The 3,942-nt window shown below is 70.8% G+C and carries 5 protein-coding genes; 2 read left to right on the top strand and 3 right to left on the bottom strand.

Annotated features, from left to right (window positions below; translation table 11 throughout):
* The coding region (locus tag VLK61_RS31915) for an L-talarate/galactarate dehydratase (protein ID WP_325427750.1) at positions 1–945 on the bottom strand (945 nt) is incomplete at its 3' end.
* A gap of 56 nt (positions 946–1,001) precedes the next feature.
* Here VLK61_RS31915 and VLK61_RS31910 point away from each other — a divergent pair.
* Positions 1,002–2,033, top strand: a complete 1,032-nt coding sequence (locus VLK61_RS31910) for a LacI family DNA-binding transcriptional regulator (protein ID WP_325427748.1) — start codon at positions 1,002–1,004, stop codon at positions 2,031–2,033.
* A 45-nt stretch (positions 2,034–2,078) separates the two neighbouring features.
* On the opposite strand, the gene VLK61_RS31905 is transcribed toward VLK61_RS31910, so the two are convergent.
* Both VLK61_RS31905 and VLK61_RS31900 read right to left on the bottom strand, forming a co-directional pair.
* On the bottom strand, positions 2,079–2,432 hold the full coding sequence (locus VLK61_RS31905; RefSeq protein WP_325427746.1) for a hypothetical protein: 354 nt from the start codon (positions 2,430–2,432) through the stop codon (positions 2,079–2,081).
* Between the two features lie 140 nt (positions 2,433–2,572).
* On the bottom strand, positions 2,573–3,025 hold the full coding sequence (locus tag VLK61_RS31900) for an ATP-binding protein (protein ID WP_325427744.1): 453 nt from the start codon (positions 3,023–3,025) through the stop codon (positions 2,573–2,575).
* Here VLK61_RS31900 and VLK61_RS31895 point away from each other — a divergent pair.
* Complete coding sequence (locus VLK61_RS31895; RefSeq protein ID WP_325427742.1) at positions 3,024–3,746, top strand: hypothetical protein; 723 nt, start codon at positions 3,024–3,026, stop codon at positions 3,744–3,746. The genes VLK61_RS31900 and VLK61_RS31895 overlap by 2 nt on opposite strands.
* The last annotated feature ends 196 nt before the right edge of the window (positions 3,747–3,942 follow it).

The raw sequence follows: 3,942 nt of genomic DNA, 5'->3' as shown, positions 1-3,942 counted from the left end.
TTCGGCCTGCGCGGCAATCTTCAGGAAGGGCGTGATGCCGCCGACACGCGGCGCATCGGGCATCAGGTAGTCGGCCGCGCGGTGGCGGATCAGCTCGCCGTGTTCGGCGGCGCTGGTCAGCATCTCGCCGGTGGCGATGGGGGTGTCGAACTGCAGCGCCAGCGCGGCGTGGCCTTCATGGTCGTAGGCGTCCAGCGGCTCTTCGATCCAGACCAGGTTGTAGGACTCGAAGATGCGGCACATGCGCTGGGCCGTGGGCCGGTCCCATTGCTGGTTGGCATCGACCATCAGCGGCGCGTCGTCACCCAGGTGCTTGCGCACCGCCTCGACGCGGCGGATGTCCAGTGCACGGTCGGGCTGGCCGACCTTCAGCTTGATGCCGCCGATGCCGCGCTCGCGCGACGCAGCAGCATTCACCAGCAACTGCTCCAGCGGCGTGTGCAGGAAACCGCCCGAGGTGTTGTAGCAGTTCACCGCATCGCGGTAGCTGCCCAGCAGCTTGGCCAGCGAGAGGCCGGCGCGCCGGGCCTTCAGGTCGTACAGCGCGACATCGAAGGCGCCGATGGCCTGCGTCGCCAGCCCGCTGCGGCCCACCGAGGCGCCGGCCCAGCACAGCTTGTTCCACAGCTTGGCGATGTCGCTCGGGTCTTCGCCGAGCAGCGCGGGTGCGATTTCCTGGGCATGCGCGAACTGGCCCGGGCCGCCGGCACGCTTGGCGTAGCTGAAGCCCAGGCCTTGGTGGCCGTCGGCCGTTTCGATCTCGGCGAACAGCATCGCGATCTCGGTCATCGGCTTCTGCCGGCCGGTCAGCACCTTGGCGTCGCTGATCGGCGTGGCCAAGGGCAGGTAACAGGACGAGAGCCGGATGCGGCTGATGCGATCGTTACCGGCCCCAGCCGTCGCCGCGGCCGAGCCTTGATCGAGCAAAAATGGTAACGTTGTCATTCGGCGGATGGTAACGTTGTCATCTTCGGCCGTCAATGCGGCTTCTACTGAGCACCATGTCTTCTGCGCCAGACCTTCCAGCCGGTATGTCCGGCAAGCCGGCCAAGTCCGCCACGCTGCACGACGTGGCGCGTGTCGCCGGCGTGTCGCTGATCACGGCGTCGCGTGCACTCAGCAAGCCGGAGGTGGTGTCCGACAAGACCATTGCCCGCGTGCAGCAGGCGGTGCAGGCCACCGGCTACATCCCCAACCTGCTGGCCGGCGGGCTGAAATCGCAGCGCAGCCGCATGGTGGCGGCGCTGGTGCCGACGATCTCGATGGCGCAGTTCCTGCCCACCGTGCAGGCGCTGACCGAAACGCTGGACGCCGCCGGCTACCAGCTGATGCTGGGCCAGAGCGGCTACGACCGCGTGCGTGAAGACGCGCTGCTGAACACCATGATCAGCCGCCGGCCGGACGGCATCGTCGTCACCGGCCTGGTGCAGTCGCCCGAGCTGCGTGAACGGCTGCGCCGCGTCGGCATCCCGGTGGTCGAGACCTGGGACCTGAGCGAGCAGCCCTTGGACATGCTGGTCGGCTTCTCGCATCAGAAAGTCGGCGCCGCGGTGGCCGCGTACTTTGTCGGCAAGGGATGGCAGCACCTGGGCATCGCCACCGGCGACGACCACCGCGCCACGCTGCGGCGCGAGGGCTTCCTGCAGGGCATAGGCCGGCCATTGCCGACGGCGGTGCTGCCAGCACCCAGCAACCTGGCGCTGGGCCGGCGCGCGCTGGGCGACCTGCTGCAGCAGGACCCGCAACTGCGCGCGGTGTACTGCAGCTCCGACCAGCTCGCGCACGGCGTGCTGGTCGAAGCGCTGGCGCGCGGCCTGCGCGTGCCCGAAGACCTGGCGATCTGCGGTTTCGGCGACGCCGACTTCGCGGCCCACATCATGCCGGCGCTGACCACCGTGCAGGTCGACGGCGCCGGCATCGGCCGCCGCGCCGCGCAGCTGATCATCGAGCGCTGCCGCGGCGACGTGGTGACGCAGCGCGTCTTCGACCTCGGCTTTCGCGTGATCGAGCGGCGGTCGACGGGCGGGGCGTGAGCGTCCAGCCCGATCCGGGTTTCCCGGTCGGGCTGGGGTGGCGTCTCAGCCCTGGCGCTTGGGCGGGCGGATCTCGTCGCGCTTGTCCATGTTCTTGCGCTGGTCCCTGCGCGGCTCGGCGTCCTCGTCGCTGAGCTCATCTTGGCCTTTGGCGGCGTTTGCGCCGGGGACCGTCGGGTCTTCTTCCTTGGCATGCCGGCGGCCTTCACGTTCGGCGCGGGCCAGGTCGGCGGCTTCTTCGTCGCTGCGCGGCGCGGCACGCTGCGCGGCCGCTTCGGCCTTGCCGGATTTCACGAAGTCCTGCTGATCCGCGTTGTAGCGACGAGCGGCTTCGCGGTTGCCTTCACCGTGGTTCTGCGGGTCAGGGCGCGATGTCTTCGGTGCGGTCTTGCGTTTCATGATGACGTGTCCTTGCAGTTGCAAACAGCCGGCGGGTGCGGCCTCTGCGCACCCCCACCTTGCAGCGTGATGGGAGCAAGCGGCGCGCCCGGCACGTCCTGCCGTCGGTCCTGCCGGGTCGGTGCTGAAGCGGCACTTCCCTAGCGTCGCGAGCCCTGCGGCACGCTGCCGATGCGCCGCCACAGCTGAAGCCGGTTGCCGGCCGGCAGCGCCTGGTGCTGCCAGCGCAGCACCAGGCGGCGCACGAAGTCGACACCCAGGCCGCCCATCGGCCGCGTCTCGATCTCGTCGTCAACGGCACTTTGCACGCTGGAGGGCTGCGCGGTGGGATCGAAATGCGGCGCACCGTCACTCAGGTCGAGATGCACCACCTCGCCTTCCCGCCCCAAGCGCAATGCCACCCAGCCGTCGGCACGGCCCGCGTAGCCGTGCTGCACGGTGTTGGTCACCAATTCGTCGAGCATCAGGTTCAGCCGCGCGGCTTCGGTGTCCGGCAGGCCTTGCTGCACACACCAGGCGCTGACCGCGCGCGCCAGCCCGGCCAGCTCGTCCAGTCGGCTGGCCATGCGGTGGTGCAAGACGAGGTGGGTCATGGCTGATCGGTCCGGCGACAGTGTGCGCGCAGCCCGCGGGTCGCCGCTGCGCCAGGTGCTCGATGCCACACTGCCTTGGGTCTTGGTGGTCAGTGTGGGCATCGGGTTCCTGGGCGGCGTGTTGCAACGCGGCCTGGCGGCCCGGCCGGGCTTGGCAGCGCCCGGCGCCTTGCCGCTGGCGGCCTTGAAGACGCGCCTCGAATCCGAGGCCGGGGCTACGTCCGGCCCGCAGCTGCAACGCCACCTCGAGGAAGCGCTGGCGCAGGCGCCGTCGTTGCAGGCCATCGATTGGGTGGCCGACGACGGCCGCGTGCGCGCTTCGACCGAGCCCACCGCGGTGGGCCGGCCGGCCGACGAAGGCCCCACCGCCACGGGTGCCCGGGTGCCTCTGCTGGATGCCGCGGGCCGCCCGCTGGGCCTGCTGGTGGCCCATGCGATCGAGCACGCCGGCACCGCGGCAGACGCAGACGGCGCCAGGCTCCCGCTGGTGACGCTGGCCTTGGCGCTGGTTCTGCCGCTGCTGTCCCTGGTGCTGGTGTCGGCGCTCGGAAACCGGGCGCCCGTCTCCGACGAGCGGGTGCAGGCCCGGCGCCGGCTGAGTGCCACGCGCCAGCGCCTGGGCCGCGCCGCGCAGGAGATCGAATGGCTCGAGGCCAGTGGCGCCGCGCCCCACACGGGCGTCTTCACGCGCACCGGCGCGACGCTGGAGCGCCGGCGATGAGCCCGCAGGCGTTGCCGAGAGCGCATGCCTGCTTGACGGCCGCAGGCCCCAGGGGGCGCCCATGACCCCGCGGCACCGCCTGTGGCTGCAGTGGGGCGGCCCGATGCTGTGCCTGCTGGCCCTCATCGTGGTGTGGCTGGCCTGCGCTGAAGGCGCTGGCACACCGCGTCACTGGCCCAGCGTGTGGCTGGCCACA

The organism is Aquabacterium sp. (assembly GCF_035476535.1).
GTDB lineage: Bacteria > Pseudomonadota > Gammaproteobacteria > Burkholderiales > Burkholderiaceae_C > Pseudaquabacterium.
The sequence above is the reverse complement of the archived record's forward strand: the minus strand, read 5'-3'. Positions and strand labels throughout refer to the sequence as shown.

Bases quoted from the DNA above. Each gene is read 5' to 3' on its own strand.
- VLK61_RS31910 (WP_325427748.1), top strand. From the start codon at position 1,002: ATGTCTTCTGCGCCAGACCTTCCAGCCGGTATGTCCGGCAAGCCGGCC.
- VLK61_RS31905 (WP_325427746.1), bottom strand. From the start codon at position 2,432: ATGAAACGCAAGACCGCACCGAAGACATCGCGCCCTGACCCGCAGAAC.
- VLK61_RS31895 (WP_325427742.1), top strand. From the start codon at position 3,024: ATGGCTGATCGGTCCGGCGACAGTGTGCGCGCAGCCCGCGGGTCGCCG.
- VLK61_RS31900 (WP_325427744.1), bottom strand. From the start codon at position 3,025: ATGACCCACCTCGTCTTGCACCACCGCATGGCCAGCCGACTGGACGAG.